The sequence below is a fragment of the Streptomyces sp. NPDC001093 genome, assembly GCF_040298985.1.
Lineage (GTDB): Bacteria > Actinomycetota > Actinomycetes > Streptomycetales > Streptomycetaceae > Streptomyces.
This window is the reverse complement of the sequence record NZ_JBEPBF010000117.1, coordinates 1-19,412: the sequence shown is the minus strand read 5'-3', so window position 1 is coordinate 19,412 and position 19,412 is coordinate 1. Positions and strand designations below refer to the sequence as shown.

The window sequence follows — 19,412 nt, the reverse complement described above, 5'->3', positions numbered from 1 at the left end:
GTCCGATATCGGACGATCCGACCCGCTTACGCGGTCGGACCGCCGAAGATGTCGATACGGTCGCCCTCGGCGAGGGTCACGATCGCGCGCTTGCTGCCGGCACGCTGACCGAAACCGGTCTTCGTGCGCTTGCGCTTGCCCTGGCGGTTGATCGTGTTGACCCCGGTGACCTTGACGTCGAAGACCGCCTGGACGGCCTGCTTGATCTGGGTCTTGTTGGCGTTCGGGTCGACGATGAACGTGTACTTGTTCTCGTCGAGGAGCGCGTAGCTCTTCTCGGAGACGACCGGCTTCAGCAGGACGTCACGGGGGTCCGTGTACGACTTGCTCAGCGGGGTCTCGACGGTGTTCTTGCCCTCGGCGGCGTGACGACGCGCCTTGGCGACGCGCGCGGCCTTGGCGGCCTTGGCGGCCTTCGAGGCGATGCTCGGGTGACGGATGGCCATCAGACCTCGCTCCCTTCGGTGTCGTTGGCCTTCGGGCCGGCGACGAAGGACTCGAAAGCGGCCTGGGTGAAGACCACGTCGTCCGAGACGAGAACGTCGTACGTGTTCAGCTGGCCCGGCTCCAGGATGTGGACCTGGGGCAGGTTGCGGGCGGACAGCCACGCGGCCTCGTCGGCGCGGTCGACGACCAGGAGCAGGTTCTTGCGCTCCGAGATCTTGCCGAACAGCGACTTGGCGGCCTTGGTGCTGGGGGTCTCGCCCTCGACCACGCCGGAGACGACGTGGATGCGGTTGTGACGCGCCCGGTCGGTGAGGGCACCGCGCAGGGCGGCGGCCTTCATCTTCTTCGGGGTGCGCTGCGAGTAGTCGCGCGGCACGGGACCGTGCACGACGCCACCACCGGCGAACTGCGGCGCGCGGGTCGAACCCTGGCGGGCGCGACCGGTGCCCTTCTGGCGGTACGGCTTCTTGCCGCCACCACGGACTTCACCGCGGGTCTTGGTCTTGTGCGTGCCCTGGCGGGCAGCGGCCAGCTGCGCGACGACGACCTGGTGGATCAGCGGAACGCTGACCTTGGCGTCGAAGATCTCCGCGGGGAGCTCGACGGAACCGGCCTTCTCGCCAGCCGGCGAAAGGATGTCAACAGTGCTCATCGGTTACCTCAGGCCCCCTTGGCCGCGGTGCGGACCAGGACGAGGCCGCCGTTCGGACCGGGAACCGCGCCCTTGATGAGCAGCAGACCCTTCTCCGCGTCAACGGCGTGGACGGTCAGGTTCTGGGTGGTGACCCGCTCGTTGCCCATGCGACCCGCCATGCGGAGGCCCTTGAACACGCGGCCCGGGGTGGCGCAGCCACCGATGGAACCGGGCGAGCGGTGCTTGCGCTGGGTGCCGTGTCCGGCGCCGAGGCCACGGAAGTTGTGGCGCTTCATGACACCGGCGAAGCCCTTGCCCTTGCTCTTGCCGGTCACGTCGACCTTGACACCGGCCTCGAACACCTCGGCGGTGATCTCCTGGCCGAGCGTGTACTCGGAGGCGTCCGCGGTGCGGATCTCGACGAGGTGGCGGCGCGGGGTGACGTCGGCCTTGGCGAAGTGGCCCTTGAGGGGCTTGTTCACCTTGCGCGGGTCGATCTCGCCGAAGGCGATCTGGACCGACTCGTAGCCGTCGACGTCGTTCGTACGGACCTGGGTGACGACGTTGGGGCCGGCCTTGACGACGGTGACCGGAACAACGCGGTTGTTCTCGTCCCACACCTGCGTCATGCCGAGCTTCTCGCCCAGGATGCCCTTGATCTGCTTAGCCATTCTCAGCTCACCGACCCTCAGAGCTTGATCTCGATGTCGACACCGGCCGGGAGGTCGAGTCGCATCAGAGAGTCAACGGTCTTGGGGGTGGGGTCGAGAATGTCGATCAGGCGCTTGTGCGTGCGCATCTCGAAGTGCTCGCGCGAGTCCTTGTACTTGTGCGGCGACTTGATGACGCAGTACACGTTCTTCTCAGTGGGCAGCGGCACCGGGCCCGCGACCGACGCACCCGTGCGGGTCACCGTCTCGACGATCTTCTTCGCCGAGGAGTCGATGACCTCGTGGTCGTAGGCCTTGAGCCGGATGCGGATCTTCTGTCCCGCCATGGCTACTCAGTAGTCCTGTCTCTTCTCACGCTCTGGAACCCGGCGGATTCCTTCTTGCCCCTCACTCCTCCGACCCACGCGGTCGGGCGTGTCGCGCTCCCGCTGACACAGATGTCCCATCTCTCGAACATCCCTGCGGGGAATGCGACGGCCCTTCCGGAACCGCGGGCCGGGGACCTCGGGCCCACCGGGCGCCTGGTCGGTGCCGCGCCCACGCTTCCCGGAAGATTCCCGTACGTCCGCCCCAGTGCTGCCCGAGGGCAGTTAGGACGACGAGTACTGTGGGACTCGCTTCCGGTCCTCCCGGCGGGAGGCGCGCAGCATCAACACTCGACCGAGCAACTCGGACAGTCTGCCATAGGGGGCGGGGCGGATGCCAATCGGGGCGGAGAGAATACCCCGGGGGTGACGGGGGTCAAACAGGGGGCAGAGGCCGACCCGCCCCGGCCGGGGTGTGAAGGCCGTCTGGGCGCCTTCGGGATGGGCGCGGCGGCCGTGAGATGCGGCTGACAACGGAGATCGTCCCTGTGTCGGCGTTTGTCGCATGCCTGACTCGGGGGTGGCGGGCAGGCGCCGGTCCGACGCTCGCGTCTCGCTGAATACGCGGATCTGGCCGGTCCCGCACAGCACCGGGATCTCCACCGGCCTCCGCCCCGCAGACGACTGCCGAGGCACCGCCCGTCTCGCCCGCGGCCGCCCACGCAAGGCCGACGCCCGACGGAGCCGGTTCACCGAGAGGCTTGTGACGTTCCGGGACACCGCCGTACTGGTCCCTGTCCAGGACCAGGGCTGGCTGACCGTCGATTTCGGCGGGATCCGCTGGATCTTCGCGTTCTCCCACGAGCCCGCGCTTGCACGCTACGCGCTGGCCCGGGACCGGGGCGACGAGGAGTGGACGTACGAGACAGCGCTCGGGGCTCGGCTTCTCGACGCGTCCGTCCCGCAGGCGGGAGTGCCCTGCGGTGTCGCGCTGGACGTGGCCGACGGCGAGGAGCGTGCAGTGCAGTTTCCGCCGGTCGCGGGGATCGCGACGGTGGTCGTACCGAAGGACGACACCGCGCCGTTCGGTCTTTCGGACTCGGCCCTCTGGGCATGGCTGGCCCGCCGGGACGCCGGCGAGGATTCAGACAGCGAACCTGCCCACACCGCTCGCTCCAGGGCATGGACGCCCTCTCGGCTCTGCCGGTCGGTTCCCACACCCTGGTCTGGGCCCGCCGGCACGGACGGCCGCGGCCGCGAGGCCGTGGGCTGGCCGATGAACGCGGTGCGGCAACAGGACGGCGTCATGGTCATCGACGGTTCGGCGATCCAGCCGGTGTCCTTTCGAGCCGACGGGCGTCCACGGCCTACCCGTAGTCAACGTGGGCTTGGCCTGAACCGTGCGAGGAATACCCCCGGGGTGTCCGACGGCTTCGCCGAAACCCTGGCCACCATCGTGCGGGACAGCCATCAGATGAAAATGCGCGGATGGCACAGTTGCCAGCTCCGCACGTCGGCCCACGGCGGGCTACCCGATCGAGGCCGCGGAAAGTCGTCGAAAGGGAGCTCACTGGATGGTGACGAAAAAGGAGGTGGCGGCGGCCGTTGAAGACCCTCGCCTAACCCGACCGGAGCGAATCCGTGGCCGTACTGCCGGGCCGGACACTGCCGTCGAATTTCCTTACGGCTGGACGGTGTGGCCGTAGTGCCTCACGCAAGAGCGAGTGCCCACCTTCCTCCGACTCATCTCCCGGTGGCTGAATATATGGACCTGTGCGCCACCGGGAACTGGCCTCCGGCCAGGAGCGTTGACTTGCCGCCGTCCTGTTCGAGGTCGACCTCGGCGGTACGCCGCGCCGTCAGATCGACGCGGACCTGGGGGGCACCGTAGGAGTAGTCACGGCTACACGCAGCGTGCCATCGGTTGATGGGGCCAACTGGGCCATGCTCCCGTCATCGGCGTTACGGGCCAGGAGAGCCGGGACGCCGGTGGCCGTCGAGACGCGCTGGAGAGTCCAGCCCCGGCTCTCGAAGTGGGCCTGAGCCCGCGCCAGCGCCTGGGCCATGGCGTCCTCGGGCAGCAACCCTGTCGACCAGGCGTGGTGAGCGTATGTGCCCTCACCGTCCTGGTAGGTGGCGAGGCCCTCCCCCTCTCGCGCGGGCGCGTGCCGCACCTGGAGCGCGTCGTAGAGCCGACTGGAGTGATCGCGGGCTCGCCGCTCGGCCTGCTCGTCGGTGGCGGTCTGCCGGAAAGAGGCGGGGTCGGCCGTGCTGGAGCTGTTCGCGGCGAAACAGGGAGACGTCACGGTGATGGCTGCCAGTCCTTCCCCCTTGGCCTTGTCGACGACACCGGTGAGCGCGCTCATCCAGAAATCGTCCGGCACGGTGCGCATGCTCACCGAAGGGAAGGGATCCGACCAGTCCGCGTCCGAGCCCTGGAACTTGTAGCCACGCTTCACCCAGGCGTCCCTGGCCTGACGCACCAGCTTCCTCGCCTCGGTACCCGGCACCCCGGTCAGCTGGTACGAGAGGGCGACCTGCTGGCGTTCGCCGGCGCTGTGGTCGTCGGCGACACAGGCTCCGACGGGCGCCAGCCCAGTGCGCTTGAGGGTCGGCTTCGGAGACATGCCGTCGACGGCCTGGTGGATGATTTCCTCGGCGCGCTTGGTTGCCTGCTGCTCGTCCATGGTGACCTGCTTCGATGCTGTACTTCCGCCGCTACTTCCCGTCTGCCCCGATCCGCACGCCGCCACCGCAACGGCCGCGGTCAGGACGGCAGCGACCGACGCTGCCCGGGGCAGCCTCATGGGGTTCCTCCTGTCACGATCTTCGCCATGTTGTTCAGGGAGTCGCCCTCCCAGTACTGGCTATGCGCAGGCATGAAACCGTCCGTGCCCGGCAGCTCTCCGTCGGCGACATGGAAGGTCTGGCCGCCGAATTCATCGGATGTCGGATCATTCCCATACATGATCGAGTGATCATTGAAGAGGCGCCAGTATGCCATCGGGTTCAGGGGTGCCAGCGTCCCGGCCGGCGGCGGGGCGAGGTTCACCAGATCGTGCTTGGCGGTGGCCGCCCATACGTGGTCGGCACCGATGTGCAGGTCCTTGGCGTGGTTCGCGCCCACGCCGGGGCTGCCCACCAGGATTGCGTTGTCCACTGGCAGGTCCGGATGGTCGCGCATGGTCTCGCCGGCCACCAGCGTGCCGTAACTGTGTCCCAGAACCGTTGAGTTCACCGATCCGTGGTGGGCGGTGTCGACCCCGGTCAGGAAGTTACTCAGTGGCTCGCGGGCGGCGTCGGCGTACTTGGCGTCGGTCGCGTCGCCGAGGAGATCCTGCGGAGCGTCGTAGCCGAGCCACATGATCGACGCCGTTGTGTGGGTGGGGTCGATGAGGCTTGCCCGGTCCTGGAGGAGTTCGGCACGGTGAATGTCACCGTCGATGCCGCTCAGCGTGGTGCCGGTGCCGGGAACATAGGTCACCACGTTGTCGGCAGTATCGGGGTTGCCGATGGAGACGATGGCACGCCCGTTGTTCTTGTCGTCGAAGCCAAGCAAGTAGGGGCGCTTACTCTCGTCGGTGTAGGTGTCGAAGCGCTTCTGGATCGCCTCCATCCCGCCGAGCGGACCCCGGGCCTCCTGCCGGGCCTTCTCCCAGTCCTTCCACTCCTGGTTCTCGACCGTCCTCCCCTTCACTTCCATGCCCGTCCTCGGATCGAAGTAGGGCTCGTACCGCTTCGGCTCGGGGTGATTCTTCAGCCAGGCGTCGTATCCCAGCTGAGCCTTTGCGTGAGCCTCGTCGAGAACAGTGTGGTTGGCCTGGTCCCGCACCGTGGCGGGCAGCCCGTCCATCGCGCCGACCGAGTCGGGGTGGACTGCCAGGTAGTCCGACCGCTGCTCGTCGGTGAGGCCATTCCACCAGGCGGCATTGTCCTTCGGACTGTCGTGCTTGGGAGGCTGGGGCAGGGAGTCGAGGTAGCTCTTGCCGGCGTCGCGCACACCGTCTGTGTCCGACTTGACGTCGATCCAGTCCCTGTCGGAGACCACCAAGTCGTCGTCAGCCTTCAGCGCACGCAGCTTCGGGGCCCACTTGGCGTCCGCGTCCGTGGCGTCCTTCAGGGCGTCGCCTATGCGGTCGGCGAACCCGACGGCCTTGCCGAAGTTCGGGTTCGGATGCATGTGGACGGCTTGGCGCTCCAGTGCCGCCGACGTCGGATCCGCCGGGCTGGGACTCGCCGAGACCGTGCCGCCTTCCGGCAGTCTGCCGTCGACCTCCTTGCCGCCCGCGGGGAAGGAGACCGAACCGTCCGCACCCACCGTGCACCCCGCCGCCTTGGCGTCCTCGATCGCCGACTCCAGCTTCCGCTTGGCCGCTGCCATGTCGAAGGCGAAGCCATCCAGCGCGGTACTGACCAGCGCGCACTCGGCCTCGACGTAGTGGAAATCCTTCGACAGCTCCTTCAACTCCCGCAGGGCGGCATTCGCCGTCTCCCCCTCCAGCTGATTGCGGATTTGGGCCGAGATGCGGTTGCCGATCGCCTCCTTGGCCGTACCCGCCATCTTGCTCGTGGCCCGGTACCCAGCTGCGGCTTCCTGGTACTCGGACGGCTTGAGAGCCTTGAGCGTCGCAAGATCCATGGTCGCCGATCACTTGCCCTTCGCCTGGCCACCGACGGCGTCGGTGTCCCGGTACTTCAGCTTGATCTTCTCCAGCTCGGCCCGGACGTCCGCATCGGACATCGACAGATCGTGCCCCGCACGCTCCAGCAAGCCGCCCAGCCCCCCGCAGCGACTGCTCACATCTCCGACGTACTTCTTCCAGGAGTCGAACAGCTCCTTTTGCGCCGCGGCCGACTCACACCCAGCCCCGGCTCCCAGCCCCGACTGCCCGTCGTCCAACTTCCCCAAGGCCTTGCGAACGTCGTCCTGCACCCCCTTGACGTCCCCGCCGACCTTCGCCCAGACCTTCTTGTCCGACTTGAGCCGATCCGAGCTCACTCCTGAAGAGCCGCCACTCACCGGGTCCGGAACATGATTCAACTGCATCCGAGCAGAACCGCCTCGCGCAGCCGCATCCGCTTTCAGCTGTTCCCACTCGTCCCAGGACATGTCCGTGACTCTCCCCGTGCCCCCGTCAGCCAGTCGCCGGCACCCCAGCCGGCCCACGCCAGCTCCCCGCGTACAAGGCAATCAGGTCAGCGTCTCTGGCGTTCCTGGACAACATAGCGGCTCTCGATCGACGGGCCGTCCGCTCCAGCCACCACAGAAGCTGAGTATCCGTACTCATACGTGCCTGGCGTACCGGGTGTATGGCCTGGCAGCACATACAGAACTTCAGTCCGCCGAAGCCCGGCGGATTGGCCCAGCGTCGGCGGACCGGATTGGATCTTAGCGTGGGCTCAGGGACCGCCTAGCGTCCCTGTCATGACGGTTCCCGCCCCGACCGATAAGACAGACCTCGACCAGTCATCCGAGCCGACAGCCAGGGCCGTGGCGCCTTCCCCACCACACCCCCGCCTGATAGGCCTCCTTGCTACGGCCTGTGGCCTGATCGCCGCCTGCCTCTACTACTGCCAGCCCCTGCTACCCCGGATCGCTGCCTCGTACGGCGCCTCGTCGTCCGCGGCGGGAGCGCTGGTCACCACCACCCAGGTCGGCTACACCCTGGGCCTGCTGCTGATCGTGCCGCTCGGCGACATCGTCGCGCGCCGCCGCCTGATCGGCATCCTGCTCGGTGCGGCCGGCACCGGAATGCTCCTGTCGGGAGCGGCGCCCTCGCTGTGGGTCCTGCTGGCCGGAGGCCTGGCCGTGGGCGCCGGGGCGGTCGTCGTCCAGATCCTCATGCCGTACGCCGCCTCCGTCGTACCCGCCGACCAGCGCGGCCGGGCGATGGGCACCCTGCTCACCGGCCTCCTGATCGGCATCCTGTGCTCTCGCACGGCGGCCGGGCTGGTCGGCGGGGCGTTCGGCTGGCGCTCGGTGTTCCTGGCCGCGGCCGGGACGCTGGCGGCGGTGGCCCTGCTTCTCGTACGGGTGCTGCCGCCCTCCCCGCCGGACGTCTCGCTCCGCTACGGCGCCCAGCTCGCCGCCACGCTCCGACTGGCCGCCACCGAGCCGGTACTGCGCCGGCGCTCACTGATCGGGGCCTGCTGCTTCGCAGCCTTCAGCGTCTTCTGGGCGACCTCGGCGTTCCTTCTGGCCGGCCCGCACTACGGCTGGGGCGCGTCTGCAATCGGGCTGTTCGCACTGGTCGGCGCGGCAGGCGCCATCGCGGCCAAGGCGACGGGCCGGCTCGCCGACCGGGGCCGGCAGGAGGTGGCCACCGGTGTGCTGCTTTCGCTGGGCGTGATCGCGTTCGCGGCGATGTGGCCGGGCGGCCGCAGCCTGGCCTGGCTGGTGACCGGGGTGCTGGTCATGGACGTCGCGGTCCATGGCGTCCACCTGCTCAACATGAGCGTGGTCTACGACCTCCCGGACCACCCCCGGGCCCGGATCGCGTCCGTCTACATGACGTCGTACTACCTCGGCGGCGCGGCGGGCTCCGCCCTCGGTGTCACCGCGTACCGGTTCGGCGGGTGGGGGGCGGTCCCGGCGACGGGAGCTGCACTTCTGGGGCTGGGCCTGGTGGCGTGGGCCGTCAGCCTTCGGCGGCGTACGTGACGAAGGCGGTCCAGGTGGTGGGGGTGACGGCGAGCCGGGGGCCGTCGGCGTTCTTGGAGTCGCGGATGTGGATGGTGGTAGGGGTGGGGGCGACCTCGATGCAGTCATTGCCGTTGCTACTGCTGCTGTAGCTGCTCTTGAACCAGTGGAGTTCCGGGGTGCTCATAGTTCTCCCAGTGCTTGCTCGATGAAGACCAGAGACTCCTCTGGCGTGAGCGCCTGAGCCCGGATGATGCCATAGCGCAGGTCGAGGACACGGAGTTGCCTCGGGTTCGAGACCGGGCGGCCCGAGAAGTCACCGTCGGTACGGCCAACTCCCGTTCCATCCAGGAACTTCAGCACCTCGATCAGACCACCCGTCCCAGGGTGATTCGCGCGGGCGGTCGGCATCACTTGAAGCTCCACGAACGGCAACCGGGCCACCTCCAGCATGTGTTCTAGCTGTCGGCGCAACACCATTGTGTCCCCGACCGGGCGGCGCAGTGTCACCTCTTCCTGGACGAAGCTGAACTCGGGTGCGGGCGACCGCTCGAAGACGGACTTCCGGGCGATGCGCGCCGCCACCATGCGCTCCAGCTGATCCGGGGTATAGGCCGGACGCCAGGTGCGAAGCAGCGCTCGTGCGTACTCCTCTGTCTGCAGCAGGCCATGGATGTTGTGGTGGCTGTACAGCAGTAGCTCGACCGCCCGGCCCTCCATCTCCGCCAGCTCCCGCACCTTCTTCGGATACCGGGCCTTGCGCATGTCCTCCAAGAAGGCCCTCAGATGCCCCTGCGCCTTCAGGATCTGGTCCGCCCTGTCGAGCAGCTCAGGCCGGGGAATCCGCACGCCGCGCTCGATCTTGCGGATCATGTCCTCGCCGTAGCCCAGGGCCTCGGCCAGCTCGGCCACGCTCAGCCCGGCCGCCTCCCGGCACACCCTGAGCAGGCGCCCCACCGCCTGGACCACCGGCTCGATCTCGTCCCCCGGCTCGACGTCCCAACCCGCCTCGTCCACACCGTCGCTCATGACCCTCCTCCGACGCGCACCTGTACCCGTACAACGCCCGAGACAGCCGAGACAGCCGAGACAAAGCGGAGACAGTCACCGTACGTGAAGGCGTTGTCACTCACCTATGGAAGCAGGGTCCGCCACGCTGAGTGACATGAATCAAGAAACCGCCGAGACGGCCGAGATCGGCGAGGCCCCGGCCGAACTCACCAGCCCCATCCCCAACTTCACGGTCCTCCTGTCCCCCACGCGTCGCGGCGCCCGGCTGGCCCGACTGCTGGCTACCGAGCAACTCCGCACCTGGGGGCTTCCGTTGGACGCGGCACAGCACATCGTGGGTGAGCTGGCCGCCAACGCCGCGATCCACGGCCGGGTGTCCGGACGGAACTTCCGGCTCACCCTCTACGTCGTCGGCGACATCCTCCGCATCGAGGTGACCGACACGCGCGGTGACCGCCTGCCCCTGGTCCAACACCCCGATACCGAGGGCGAATCGGGGCGGGGGCTGGTCCTCGTGGAGGCGTTGGCCGACCGCTGGGGTGTCTCGACGGGCCGGACTCCGCGCAAGACCGTATGGGCCGAGATCACCGTCCCGGCACCAGGACTCAGCGAGCAGAGGCTCCGTCCAGGGCACCTCACTGAGGCGGCGGGCCCCACTGCGGTGGAGGAGCCAGCGCGGCGGCCAGCCGGCGCCGGTGCCGGCCGCGTCGGACAGCGGTGACGATGACGATGGTGGCGGTGGTGGCGACCGCGGCGAGGAAGCAGGCGATCCCCGCGGCGATGCTCCCGATCGTGGCCCCCACCCGGGGCTTGTCTCCCAGGGCGAACTCGGCCGGCAACTCGGAGGTACAGGTGAGCGTGTAGTCGCCGCTGCTGCCGGGTTTCACCTCGAGGACGCGGTCCCAGGTGCGGGAACCGAGGGTGATGGTGAAGGTGCTGTCCGGCTGGGTCATCGACCCGGACCGCATCTGCGGGATCCGGCAGACGACATGGCCCTGCCCGGACTGGGAGACGTAGATCGCCTTCGTCTTCCCCCGGACGAAGCCGAACGTCCGCGAGTCACCGCTGGAGAAGCTGTGGGCGGTGTCGATCGAGTCCACGGTGTCCTTCACCGTCACCACGATGAAGGCGACGCCGGCACCGGCCAGCACGAGCCCCAGCAGCGCGGATACCACGTACCAGATGCGCCGGGGTCGCAGGTCCTTCGCCGGGATGTTCACCGGCGGAGGCGGCGGACCGCCGTACGGGGGTCCCCACGGGTACGGATTCTGTATCGCCACGAGGGCGCATCGTACGGCAATGGCTCTGACTCTTTGTTCCCCGGACCACGGGTCATGGAAGTACAGCGAACTCGACTACGAGTACATGCCCAACGGCGGATGGAGTCGGTTCGGTCCTCGGCTCGACACCACGAGCTGGCGCAGCAGCGTGCAGGGAGACCGCGTCAGGAGTTCCCACCCGATGGGACTCGACGGCTGGCACACCATGGCGATCACCGCGGTGGGCGGGGTGACCACCTACTCCGTGGACGGCCAGGAGCTCTCCCAGCGCTGAACGCCGGGCGCTTCCGAAGCCACCCGGCCCGGCCGTGCTGTCAGAGCGGCCCAGTAACCTCCCGCCATGCCCCGGACCACGCCACCCCGCCCCCTGGACATCACCGAGCACTTCCCCGAGCTGGCCCCGCTCGCCCGCACCGCCGTACGGCTGCATCCCCGCGCCGGTGCGCCGACCGCGGCGGACAGTTCCGTCGGCGGGCCGCTGCTGTGGCCGGCCGGCGAGGAGTGGCCGACCTGCCCGGAGCACGCCGGTCCCTGGCACCTGGGTGTGGCACCGGACGACGTACACGTCTGCCGACGCGTTCTGCGGGAGGCCTGGGCTCGGCCCCGTCCGCAGGGCGCCGACCTGCTGACCGAGGAGGAACGTGCGCTGGTCGAGCGTGGGACCAAGGCGTACCGAACAGCCCTGGACGGGCCCGTGCCGCTGGTGCCGGTCGCTCAGATACGCGCCGTCGATGTGCCCACGCTGCCCCGGCCCGGCGGCACCGATCTGCTGCAGGTGCTGTGGTGCCCCTTCGACCATCCCGAGGACGGCTACGTACCGAGGGTCGATCTGCGCTGGCGCCGGGCCGCCGATGTCGTCGCCCCGCTCGCCGCTCCGCCGCGGCCCGCGGTGATCGGCAGCGGTGACTACCTGCCCGAACCATGTGTGCTGCACCCCGAGACCGTCGTCGAGTACCCGGCCCCGCACGAGCTGCCCAAGGAGCTGGCGGACCGGATCGAGGAGTGGGAAGAGGCGTCGGCGGACGAGGATTCCGGGGAGCCAGAAGTCTGCTACCAGTACGACCTTTCCGTCGCCCCTGGGTGGAAGCTCGGCGGCCACGCGCCCTGGAGCTTCTCCGACCCGTTCCCCATGGCCTGCGCCGAGTGCGGCGCCGGGGTGCGGCCCCTGCTCACCGTCGACGGCATCGAGTGGGACGGCGGCAGCGGCAGCTGGCGGCCGGTGGAGGACGCCGGGTACACCGGCTACCACTCGGACGGACCGGCCTGCCACACGCAGATCACCATCGGCCGGGGCTACAGCCTCCAGGTGTACGTGTGCGAGGCGTCGTACGACCATCCGCCGGTGCAGAACATGCAGTGACTGTCACGTTCACAAAACGCATGGAAACGACGAAGAGGCCCGTACGACCGGAGTCGTACGGGCCTCTCCCAGGTCAGAGACCTCAGGTCAGGTGACCCTCAAGCAAGCTGGACTTACTTGACGATCTTGGTGACCTGGCCGGCGCCCACGGTGCGGCCACCCTCGCGGATGGCGAACTTCAGGCCCTCCTCCATGGCGACGGGCTGGATGAGGTCCACCTTCATCTCGGTGTTGTCACCCGGCATGACCATCTCGGTGCCCTCGGGGAGGGTCACCACGCCGGTCACGTCCGTCGTACGGAAGTAGAACTGCGGGCGGTAGTTGTTGAAGAACGGCGTGTGGCGGCCACCCTCGTCCTTGGACAGGATGTAGGCCTGGGCCTCGAACTCGGTGTGCGGGGTGACCGAGCCCGGCTTGATGATGACCTGGCCGCGCTCGACGTCCTCGCGCTTGATGCCGCGGAGCAGCAGACCGACGTTCTCACCGGCCTGGCCCTCGTCGAGCAGCTTGCGGAACATCTCGATGCCGGTGACCGTGGTGCTGGTCTTCTCCGGCTTGATGCCGATGATGTCGACGGTCTCGTTGACCTTCAGGACACCACGCTCGATACGGCCGGTGACGACCGTACCGCGACCGGTGATCGTGAAGACGTCCTCGATCGGCATCAGGAACGGCTTGTCGACGTCGCGCTCCGGCTGCGGGATCGACTCGTCGACGGCGGCCATCAGGTTGAGGACGGAGTCCACCCACTCCTTCTCGCCCTCGAGGGCCTTGAGAGCGGAGACCTTGACGACCGGAACGTCGTCGCCGGGGAACTCGTACTCGGAGAGGAGCTCACGGACCTCGAGCTCGACGAGCTCCAGGATCTCCTCGTCGTCCACCATGTCGGCCTTGTTCAGGGCGACGACGATGTACGGAACGCCGACCTGGCGGGCCAGGAGCACGTGCTCCTTGGTCTGCGGCATCGGGCCGTCGGTGGCGGCCACCACGAGGATGGCGCCGTCCATCTGCGCCGCACCCGTGATCATGTTCTTGATGTAGTCCGCGTGACCCGGGCAGTCGACGTGGGCGTAGTGACGCGCCTCGGTCTGGTACTCGACGTGCGCGATGGAGATGGTGATACCGCGCTGGCGCTCCTCGGGCGCCTTGTCGATGTTGTCGAACGGGGTGGCCTCGTTCAGGTCCGGGTACGCGTCGTGCAGCACCTTGGTAATGGCGGCCGTGAGGGTCGTCTTACCGTGGTCGATGTGACCGATGGTGCCGATGTTGACGTGCGGCTTAGTCCGCTCGAACTTCGCCTTCGCCACTGGGGTCCTCCTGTGGAGTGGTTCTGTACGCCTTACTTCATCGGCGCCAGGTGATCTTTGCTGTAAAGGCCCGGAACCGGGGGCAAACATCCGGGTTTACGGCTGTTTGCCCCTTGAGGCTCCGGAGTCAAGCCTACGGCGTGTGAACGCGGTGCGTTACTCGCCCTTGGCCTTCGCGATGATCTCCTCGGCGACGTTCCGCGGAACCTCGGCGTAGGAGTCGAACTGCATGGAGTAGCTCGCACGGCCGGACGTCTTGCTGCGCAGGTCGCCGACGTAACCGAACATCTCCGAGAGGGGCACGAGGCCCTTCACGACGCGGGCACCGGCCCGCTCCTCCATGGCCTGGATCTGGCCACGGCGGGAGTTGATGTCACCGATGACCTCACCCATGTAGTCCTCGGGCGTGGTGACCTCGACGGCCATCATCGGCTCGAGCAGCACGGGCGAAGCCTTGCGCGCGGCCTCCTTGAAGGCCTGCGAACCGGCGATCTTGAAGGCGAGCTCGGAGGAGTCGACCTCGTGGTAGGCACCGTCGTGCAGGATCACGCGGACACCGGTCATCTCGTAACCGGCGAGGATGCCGAACTGCATGGCCTCCTGCGCACCGGCGTCGACCGAAGGGATGTACTCCTTCGGGATACGACCACCGGTCACCTTGTTCACGAACTCGTACGAGGTGTCGCTACCCTCGAGCGGCTCGATGCCGATCTGCACTTTCGCGAACTGACCGGTACCACCGGTCTGCTTCTTGTGGGTGTAGTCGACGCGCTCGACGGCCTTGCGGATCGTCTCGCGGTAGGCCACCTGCGGCTTGCCGACGTTGGCCTCGACCTTGAACTCACGGCGCATACGGTCGACCAGCACCTCGAGGTGCAGCTCGCCCATACCACCGATGATGGTCTGGCCGGTCTCCTCGTCCGAGTGGACCTGGAAGGACGGGTCCTCCTCGGCCAGGCGCTGGATCGCGACGCCCAGCTTCTCCTGGTCGCCCTTCGACTTGGGCTCGATGGCGACCTGGATGACCGGCGCCGGGAAGTCCATGGACTCCAGGATGACCGGGTTCTTGTCGTCGGCCAGCGTCTCACCGGTGGTGGTCTGCTTCAGGCCCATGACGGCGACGATGTCGCCGGCGCCCACCGAGTCGATCTCCTCACGCTTGTTGGCGTGCATGCGGTAGATCTTGCCGATGCGCTCCTTCTTGCCCTTGACGGAGTTCAGCACCGAAGAGCCGGACTCCAGGCGGCCCGAGTAGACCCGGACGAAGGTGAGCTTGCCGAGGTGCGGGTCGCTCATGATCTTGAACGCCAGCGCGGACAGCGGCTCGTCGTCGGACGGCTTGCGCTTGACGACCTCCTCCGGGTTGTTGACCGCGTGGCCCTCGATGGCCTCGATGTCAACCGGGGAAGGCAGGTAGCGCACGACCGCGTCGAGCAGGGGCTGGACGCCCTTGTTCTTGAACGCGGTGCCACAGAACACCGGGGTCACGGTGGTGCCGGTGCCCTTGCCGGACGCGATGGTGATACGACGGATCGCCGCGTAGAGCTGCTCCTCGGTGGGCTCCTCGCCCTCCAGGTACAGCTCCATCAGCTGCTCGTCGTTCTCGGCGACGGCCTCGAGGAGCTTGCCGCGCCATTCCTCGGCCGCCTCGGTGTGCGTGGCCGGGATGTCGACGACGTCGTACATCTCGCCCTTGGTCGCCTCGGCGGACCACACGAGCGCCTTCATGCGGACCAGGTCCACGACGCCCTTGAAGTCGGCCTCGGCACCGATCGGCAGCTGCATCACGATCGGCTGAGCGCCGAGGCGGTCAGAGATCATGTCGACGCAGCGGTGGAACTCGGCACCGGTCCGGTCCAGCTTGTTGACGAAGCAGATACGCGGAACGCCGTAGCGGTCCGCCTGACGCCACACGGTCTCGGACTGCGGCTCAACGCCGGCGACGCCGTCGAACACCGTCACGGCACCGTCGAGCACGCGCAGGGAGCGCTCCACCTCGACGGTGAAGTCGACGTGGCCCGGGGTGTCGATGATGTTGATGGTGTGGTCGACGTTCTCCAGCGGCCAGTGGCAGGTGGTGGCAGCAGAGGTGATCGTGATGCCACGCTCCTGCTCCTGCTCCATCCAGTCCATGGTGGCAGCGCCGTCGTGGACCTCACCGATCTTGTACGACACACCGGTGTAGAACAGGATCCGCTCGGTGGTGGTCGTCTTGCCCGCGTCGATGTGGGCCATGATGCCGATGTTGCGCACCTTGGCCAGGTCAAGTGAAGTGGTAGCCATAAGGCTTCAGTCTTCTCTCGGTCTCGATGTGGGTAGCGACTACCAGCGGTAGTGCGCGAAGGCCTTGTTGGACTCGGCCATCTTGTGGGTGTCCTCGCGCTTCTTCACGGCCGCACCGAGGCCGTTGGAGGCATCGAGAAGCTCGTTGAGGAGACGCTCGGTCATGGTCTTCTCGCGACGGGCGCGGGAGTAACCGACCAGCCAGCGCAGCGCCAGGGTGTTGGCACGGCCGGGCTTGACCTCGACCGGGACCTGGTAGGTGGCGCCACCGACACGGCGGGACTTGACCTCGAGGGTCGGCTTGATGTTCTCGAGAGCGCGCTTGAGCGTGACGACCGGGTCGTTGCCGGTCTTCTCGCGCAGGCCCTCCATGGCGCCGTAGACGATGCGCTCGGCGGTGGAGCGCTTGCCGTTCAGCAGCACCTTGTTGATCAGGGAGGTCACCAGAGGAGAACCGTAGACCGGGTCGATGATGACCGGGCGCTTCGGGGCGGGGCCCTTACGAGGCATTCTTACTTCTCCTTCTTGGCGCCGTAACGGCTGCGAGCCTGCTTGCGGTTCTTGACACCCTGGGTGTCGAGAGAGCCGCGGATGATCTTGTAGCGAACACCCGGCAGGTCCTTCACACGGCCGCCGCGCACGAGCACGATGGAGTGCTCCTGCAGGTTGTGTCCCTCACCCGGAATGTAAGCGGTGACCTCGATGCCGCTGGTCAGACGCACACGCGCGACCTTGCGGAGGGCCGAGTTCGGCTTCTTCGGGGTGGTCGTGAACACACGCGTGCAGACGCCACGACGCTGAGGGGAGCCCTCGAGTGCGGGCGTCTTGTTCTTCTCGACCTTGTCCTGCCGGCCCTTGCGGACCAGCTGCTGGATCGTAGGCACTACTTCTCCGGTTTCTGTGTGCCGATGGGTACAGCTAACCTGGAACGTCGCCGACCCACGCGGTCGGGTGTGTCGAATCCGGCGGACTCCCGCCGCAAGGCGAAAAGAGCACAGATTACGGTGGCCGCTCATAGCTCGCCATGCGGTTTGAAGGCACGCACGAGAGCCAGGGCACACCCCAGGCACAAGGTCTGAGCGTACCTACCTCACGGACTTCGGTCAAAACAAATGGAGCGAGCACCGACACGCCGGACTTCCCACCTCGCCGGCCGGGATTCGTCCCAGTTGTCCAGCGCCCGCCGCGAGCCGCCCACCGAACCGCGTCAGGCCTGGTCGGAAGGCCGGAAAGTGCCCTCCGGCCGTACCTGGCCGGTTTCCGCTCTTGCCGAGGATATGCCTGGTGCGCTTTCAGTACGTTGATCCGTCCGCTGCGGGTGAACAATTCGGGGGGCCGGCATGGCGAGCACTTGGACGACCGCGTCTGCACGGGACGACGGCGGCCTGGACGACCGGGTGCCCTTCCTGGCCCGGCTGGAAACCGAGGACCGGGAGGTGCTGCTCGCCCTCGGCCGGGAGCTGGCCTTCACCGCCCGCATGGTGCTGATCCACCAGCACGAGCCCTCCTCCCACGTGCTCTTTCTCGTGCAGGGCTGGACCAAGGTGACCGCGGCGGCCGCCAACGGATACGAGGCACTGCTCGCGCTGCGCGGCCCCGGTGACATCGTCGGCGAGTCGGCGGCGCTCACCGGGCGGCCGCGTTCGGCCACGGTGACCGCGCTGGAGCCGGTGCGCTCGCTGGCCGTGGAGCACGAGCGGTTCCGGGACTTCCTGCGCCGCTCCCCCGCCGCGTCGTTCGCCCTGCTGGGCCTCACCGCCGACCGCACCCGGGCGGCCGACCGGCGCCGCCTGGAGTTCGCCTCCATGAACGTGCGCGAGCGGCTCGCCGTCCTGCTGCTGGACCTGGCCCGCACGCACGGCCGCCGCACCGAGGAGGGCATCGAGGTCTCCGTCCCCCTGAGCAAACAGGAGCTTGCGGGCTCGGTGGGTGCCTCCCGCGAGATGGTCCAGCGCCTGCTGAAGGAGCTGCGCGACAAACACGCGGTCACCACGGGCCGCCGGGCCCTGCTCATCCACCGCCCCGACGTGCTGCGCCGAATAGCGGCCGCGGCATCCACCTCCGCCCCGGGCGCCCCGGGCGCCCCGTGGATTCCGTCACCGCCGGGACCGCCGGACGGGGGGTGACGGCGGGCATCGGGGGCGTGGGGGTGACGGCGGGCAGCGGGGCCGCTGGCAAGGCGCCAGCGTTCATCGGAGCGGCCTCAGGAGGGTGACGGCCGCAGGACGGTTCCAGCAGTCATCCAGGACCGCAGGGTGCGACACCGGTCACCGGCACCGCCAGAAGGGTGACAGCCGCAGGACCGTGGCAGCAGTCACCGCCACCGCAGGGACGGCGACAACCGCAGGACGGTCACAGCAGCCGCCGGCGCCGCCAGACGGGTGACAGACGCAGCGCGGTGCCGGCCTGGCAGGGGGGCCTCGGGGCCGGGCCGTCCCAGGGACGGACGGCGGCCCCCACGGCCGCCCGGAGAGCGGCGCCGGCCATCACTGCTGCCCCCAGACCCCGAAGAGCGACGGCGGCCACCCCAAAGGGACCGGCTCCCGAAGAGCGGCGCCGGCCACCACGGTCACCCGAGAGGGACCGAGCCCCCGAAGGGTGACGACGGCCCCCGGGTCACTCTGTGCACACGGTCACACTTCGACTGCGTCATCCGCCCTCACGGCCGCCGCCGCGGCGCGGCCACTCTGCTGTCCTGCACGGCGGACCCCCCCGAGAGGCGACGATGACCGACCCCGTGAGCCGTACGATCCTGCTGCTGGACATCGAGAGGTTCAGCCACCGAGACGACGTGGAGCAGGCCTATCTGCGGCGCATGCTCTACGACATCACCGACCGCACCCTGGAACGCGCCGGCATCGACGAGACCCAGCGGTTGCGCGCCGACCGCGGGGACGCGGTCCTGGCACTCATCGATGCGAACGCCTCGGTCACGACGCTGCTGCGCGTCCTGCTCAAGGAGGTCCCGGCCGAGCTGCACGCCGTCAACCGCATGGCGTCCCGCTCGGCCCAGATCCGGCTGCGCGGTGTCGTCGCCACCGGCTATGTCGCCGTGGACGAACTCGACGGCTGGGTCGGCTCCGATCTGAACCACGCCTGCCGCCTGCTCGACGCCGGCCTGTTGCGCGACGCCCTGCGCGAGCGGTCCGACGACTTCGCGCTGTGCGTCTCGGACGCCCTGTACGCGGGCGTGGTGCGCCACGACCACCCGGGCATTCCCGCGGCCGAGTTCCGCCCGGTGACGGTGGGCAGCAAGAACGGCCCGCTGAAGGCCTGGCTGCACGGGCCGCTGCCCGCCGGCCTGGACCGGCAGGAGGACCGGCAGGAGGACCACCGTGACACGGGGGAGGGGGAGGTGGGGGGGGGGGGGGGGGGGCGGCCCCCCCCCCCCCCCCCCCCGGCCCCCCCCCCCCCCCCCCCGGCGCCGGGCCGGGGAGGGGGGGGCCCCCGCCCCCGCGCCGCGCCACACAGCGA

21 protein-coding genes are annotated in these 19,412 nt (G+C 68.5%); 7 read left to right on the top strand and 14 right to left on the bottom strand.

The window, feature by feature from the left end; all coding sequences use genetic code 11:
* Positions 1-26: 26 nt before the first annotated feature.
* From rplW to rpsJ, 4 genes are read right to left on the bottom strand one after another with little or no spacing between them, the layout of a single operon-like run.
* Positions 27-446, bottom strand: a complete 420-nt coding sequence (gene rplW / locus ABT288_RS38455) for a 50S ribosomal protein L23 (RefSeq protein WP_351618256.1) — start codon at positions 444-446, stop codon at positions 27-29.
* On the bottom strand, positions 446-1,099 hold the full coding sequence (gene rplD, locus ABT288_RS38450; RefSeq protein ID WP_103812795.1) for a 50S ribosomal protein L4: 654 nt from the start codon (positions 1,097-1,099) through the stop codon (positions 446-448). Before rplD ends, rplW begins: the two co-directional genes overlap by 1 nt.
* Positions 1,100-1,107: 8 nt before the next feature.
* Complete coding sequence (rplC, locus tag ABT288_RS38445; protein ID WP_014674369.1) at positions 1,108-1,752, bottom strand: 50S ribosomal protein L3; 645 nt, start codon at positions 1,750-1,752, stop codon at positions 1,108-1,110.
* 17 nt (positions 1,753-1,769) lie between these two features.
* Positions 1,770-2,078 carry a 30S ribosomal protein S10 gene (gene rpsJ / locus ABT288_RS38440; RefSeq protein WP_003948644.1) on the bottom strand — a complete coding sequence of 103 codons (309 nt, stop codon included), beginning with the start codon at positions 2,076-2,078 and terminating at the stop codon, positions 1,770-1,772.
* 742 nt (positions 2,079-2,820) lie between these two features.
* Between rpsJ and ABT288_RS38435 the strand changes: the two genes are divergently transcribed.
* Complete coding sequence (locus ABT288_RS38435; protein ID WP_351618253.1) at positions 2,821-3,666, top strand: hypothetical protein; 846 nt, start codon at positions 2,821-2,823, stop codon at positions 3,664-3,666.
* A gap of 250 nt (positions 3,667-3,916) precedes the next feature.
* Here the strand turns inward: ABT288_RS38435 and ABT288_RS38430 are convergent, their stop codons facing one another.
* The 3 genes from ABT288_RS38430 to ABT288_RS38420 all read right to left on the bottom strand — a co-directional run bounded on the left by ABT288_RS38430 (position 3,917) and on the right by ABT288_RS38420 (position 7,167).
* On the bottom strand, positions 3,917-4,744 hold the full coding sequence (locus ABT288_RS38430) for a hypothetical protein (protein WP_351618250.1): 828 nt from the start codon (positions 4,742-4,744) through the stop codon (positions 3,917-3,919).
* A gap of 116 nt (positions 4,745-4,860) precedes the next feature.
* Positions 4,861-6,696: an alpha/beta hydrolase gene (locus ABT288_RS38425; protein ID WP_351618248.1), complete on the bottom strand. Its 1,836-nt coding sequence runs from the start codon at positions 6,694-6,696 to the stop codon at positions 4,861-4,863.
* A gap of 9 nt (positions 6,697-6,705) precedes the next feature.
* Complete coding sequence (locus tag ABT288_RS38420) at positions 6,706-7,167, bottom strand: hypothetical protein (RefSeq protein ID WP_351618245.1); 462 nt, start codon at positions 7,165-7,167, stop codon at positions 6,706-6,708.
* A 315-nt stretch (positions 7,168-7,482) separates the two neighbouring features.
* On the opposite strand from ABT288_RS38420, the gene ABT288_RS38415 reads away from it, so the two are divergent.
* The gene (locus ABT288_RS38415; protein WP_351618243.1) at positions 7,483-8,718 is read left to right on the top strand and encodes an MFS transporter; all 1,236 of its coding nucleotides are present in this window, start codon (positions 7,483-7,485) and stop codon (positions 8,716-8,718) included.
* On the opposite strand, the gene ABT288_RS38410 is transcribed toward ABT288_RS38415, so the two are convergent.
* Together ABT288_RS38410 and ABT288_RS38405 are read right to left on the bottom strand one after the other, a co-directional pair.
* Positions 8,696-8,884, bottom strand: coding sequence for a DUF397 domain-containing protein (locus ABT288_RS38410; protein ID WP_351618240.1), 189 nt, complete (start codon positions 8,882-8,884; stop codon positions 8,696-8,698). The genes ABT288_RS38415 and ABT288_RS38410 overlap by 23 nt on opposite strands.
* Positions 8,881-9,726, bottom strand: a complete 846-nt coding sequence (locus ABT288_RS38405; protein ID WP_351618237.1) for a helix-turn-helix domain-containing protein — start codon at positions 9,724-9,726, stop codon at positions 8,881-8,883. Before ABT288_RS38405 ends, ABT288_RS38410 begins: the two co-directional genes overlap by 4 nt.
* A gap of 136 nt (positions 9,727-9,862) precedes the next feature.
* On the opposite strand from ABT288_RS38405, the gene ABT288_RS38400 reads away from it, so the two are divergent.
* The gene (locus tag ABT288_RS38400) at positions 9,863-10,429 is read left to right on the top strand and encodes an ATP-binding protein (RefSeq protein WP_351618233.1); all 567 of its coding nucleotides are present in this window, start codon (positions 9,863-9,865) and stop codon (positions 10,427-10,429) included.
* Here ABT288_RS38400 and ABT288_RS38395 read toward each other — a convergent pair.
* A complete protein-coding gene (locus ABT288_RS38395; protein WP_351618230.1) occupies positions 10,344-10,988 on the bottom strand; it encodes a serine/arginine repetitive matrix protein 2 in 645 nt (214 codons plus the stop codon). The two genes, ABT288_RS38400 and ABT288_RS38395, sit on opposite strands and share 86 nt — an antisense overlap.
* A gap of 19 nt (positions 10,989-11,007) precedes the next feature.
* Between ABT288_RS38395 and ABT288_RS38390 the strand changes: the two genes are divergently transcribed.
* A complete protein-coding gene (locus ABT288_RS38390; RefSeq protein ID WP_351618227.1) occupies positions 11,008-11,262 on the top strand; it encodes a hypothetical protein in 255 nt (84 codons plus the stop codon).
* A 66-nt stretch (positions 11,263-11,328) separates the two neighbouring features.
* Positions 11,329-12,348, top strand: coding sequence for a hypothetical protein (locus ABT288_RS38385; RefSeq protein WP_351618226.1), 1,020 nt, complete (start codon positions 11,329-11,331; stop codon positions 12,346-12,348).
* A gap of 113 nt (positions 12,349-12,461) precedes the next feature.
* On the opposite strand, the gene tuf is transcribed toward ABT288_RS38385, so the two are convergent.
* From tuf to rpsL, 4 genes are all read right to left on the bottom strand, one after another.
* Positions 12,462-13,655, bottom strand: coding sequence for an elongation factor Tu (gene tuf / locus ABT288_RS38380; protein ID WP_351618223.1), 1,194 nt, complete (start codon positions 13,653-13,655; stop codon positions 12,462-12,464).
* A gap of 156 nt (positions 13,656-13,811) precedes the next feature.
* Positions 13,812-15,938, bottom strand: a complete 2,127-nt coding sequence (gene fusA, locus ABT288_RS38375; protein WP_351618221.1) for an elongation factor G — start codon at positions 15,936-15,938, stop codon at positions 13,812-13,814.
* 39 nt (positions 15,939-15,977) lie between these two features.
* Positions 15,978-16,448, bottom strand: a complete 471-nt coding sequence (rpsG, locus tag ABT288_RS38370; protein WP_055706461.1) for a 30S ribosomal protein S7 — start codon at positions 16,446-16,448, stop codon at positions 15,978-15,980.
* Positions 16,449-16,450: 2 nt separating this feature from the next.
* The gene (rpsL, locus tag ABT288_RS38365; RefSeq protein WP_003948652.1) at positions 16,451-16,822 is read right to left on the bottom strand and encodes a 30S ribosomal protein S12; all 372 of its coding nucleotides are present in this window, start codon (positions 16,820-16,822) and stop codon (positions 16,451-16,453) included.
* A gap of 456 nt (positions 16,823-17,278) precedes the next feature.
* Here rpsL and ABT288_RS38360 point away from each other — a divergent pair, with 456 nt between their 5' ends.
* Both ABT288_RS38360 and ABT288_RS38355 read left to right on the top strand, forming a co-directional pair.
* Positions 17,279-18,064, top strand: a complete 786-nt coding sequence (locus ABT288_RS38360; protein WP_351618218.1) for a Crp/Fnr family transcriptional regulator — start codon at positions 17,279-17,281, stop codon at positions 18,062-18,064.
* A 599-nt stretch (positions 18,065-18,663) separates the two neighbouring features.
* Positions 18,664-19,412, top strand: a 749-nt coding sequence (locus tag ABT288_RS38355) for a hypothetical protein (RefSeq protein ID WP_351618215.1), incomplete at its 3' end; no start/stop codon positions are given.